This is a genomic window from Blautia sp. AF14-40 (assembly GCF_003479665.1).
GTDB classification, from domain to species: domain Bacteria; phylum Bacillota; class Clostridia; order Lachnospirales; family Lachnospiraceae; genus Fusicatenibacter; species Fusicatenibacter saccharivorans.
Genome location: NZ_QUHK01000092.1, coordinates 1 through 1894, shown reverse-complemented (window position 1 = coordinate 1894; position 1894 = coordinate 1). Strand labels below are relative to the sequence as shown.

Annotated in this window: 1 protein-coding gene; it reads left to right on the top strand. The window is 42.8% G+C overall.

Annotated features, from left to right (window positions below; genetic code table 11):
- The coding region (locus tag DWW13_RS18370) for a transporter substrate-binding domain-containing protein (protein ID WP_118720814.1) at positions 1-1894 on the top strand (1894 nt) is incomplete at both ends.

The following is a 1894-nucleotide window of genomic DNA, read 5'->3' as shown; positions in this document are numbered from 1 at the left end:
GAGAAGAAAAGTTTGATTTTTCACGTCCGATCGGAACCAATAATGGGATTCTGACCGTCCGCAGTGACAACAGCACGATTGTGGATGGCAATTACAGTACTTACAACGGTATGCGTGTGGCGTTTTTGAATGGAAGCTCCGAGATAAAGAGTTTTGCGGATTTTGCAGGCAACAAAGGATTTACATATGATCCATTTTATTTTGATACGACAGCAGAGATGGAGGAAGCTCTTCAGAGTGGAAATGTTGATGCTATTGCTGCTAGTTCTCTGAGAAAAACAAACAATGAGCGTATCGTGGATAAATTTGACAGCAGCGATTTCTATGTCATGGTTAAAAAAGGTAATACAGAATTGCTGAATGAGATCAATTATGCAATCGACCAGATGAATGCAGTTGAGGGTGACTGGAAAACGACACTTTATAATAAAAATTATGAAAGCATAGAAACTAAGAATCTGGAATATACGGAGAAAGAAAAAAGTGTTATTTCACAGTATTCCAAGGACAACCCGCTTCATGTTCTGTGTGATCCGACCCGTTATCCATATTCTTATAATGAAAATGGGGAGATGAAGGGTATTATCCCGGATTACTTCCGGAAAATTGCAGACTATGCCGGGATTTCCTATGAGTTTCTTACACCGGCCACCAGAGATGAGTATATTGCCTATCAGAAAAATAAGGAAACCACAGATATGAGCATCGATGCGCGCCTGGAAACAGATAATTATGCTGAGACGAAAAAATGGGGGATTACTGCACCTTTCATTACAATGCAGCTGGCAAGGGTGACACGGCGTGACTTTGATGGAAAAATTAATGTTGTTACTACTGTTGACCAGACAGCATCAAATTCAATTGAAGATGCAATGGCACCCGGTGCAGAAAAACTGATGTGCAGTACCCGACAGGAAATGATGGAAGCTGTCCGTGAGGGGAAAGCAGATGCTGCCTTCGTCTACTATTACATGGCACAGGCGTTTGTGAACAGTGACACTACGGGCACCATGACATATACTCTGCTGGAACAGCCTACATTCACCTACCGCATGGTAATTTCATCAACTGAGAACCATGCGCTGGCTGGTATTCTGACGAAAGCAATGTATGCCATGCCCAAAAATCTTGTTGAAGATCTTGCAGCACAGTATACCACATACAAAGCAACAGAGCTTACACTTGTTGACTGGATACGTCTGCATCCTGTTGTTACTGTTTGGGTTCTTCTTATTTTTGGATGGCTGCTGACTGCTATGGCTGGGACAATGGTGCGTCTCAGTGCAAGAAAAAAAGCTCAGAAGACGGCCCAGGAGAAAGCTGAGGAAATGGCGGAACTGGCAGAGCATGCACAGGCTGCAAACAAGGCAAAAACAGCATTTCTGTCACATATGTCCCATGATATGAGGACACCGATGAATGCAATCATAGGATTTACCGGTATTGCAATGAAAAACAATCCGTCAGACGAAGTGAAAAATTGTCTGGAAAAGATTGACGAAAGCTCAGAGCATTTACTGTCGCTGATCAATGATGTATTAGATCTGACCCGCATCGAAAGTGGAAAAGTGAAATACAATCCGGTACCGGCGGATGTGAAAAACATTACAGATTCTGCATTGGATATTATAAAAGGCTTTCTTACGAACAGGGATATCAACTTTAAGATTCAGCGTGAAGATGCAAAGATTCCGAATGTACTTGCGGATCCTGCACGCCTGCGCGATGTGCTGGTCAATATTCTGAGCAATGCCGTAAAATACACTCCGGATGGAGGAATGATTACATTTGAAGCCCGGTGTCAGGAGAAGGGCGGGGATGGATATATAAATATGCGTTACCGCATTTCGGACACTGGTATTGGCATGAGTGAGGAATTTACAAAAGAAGTTTT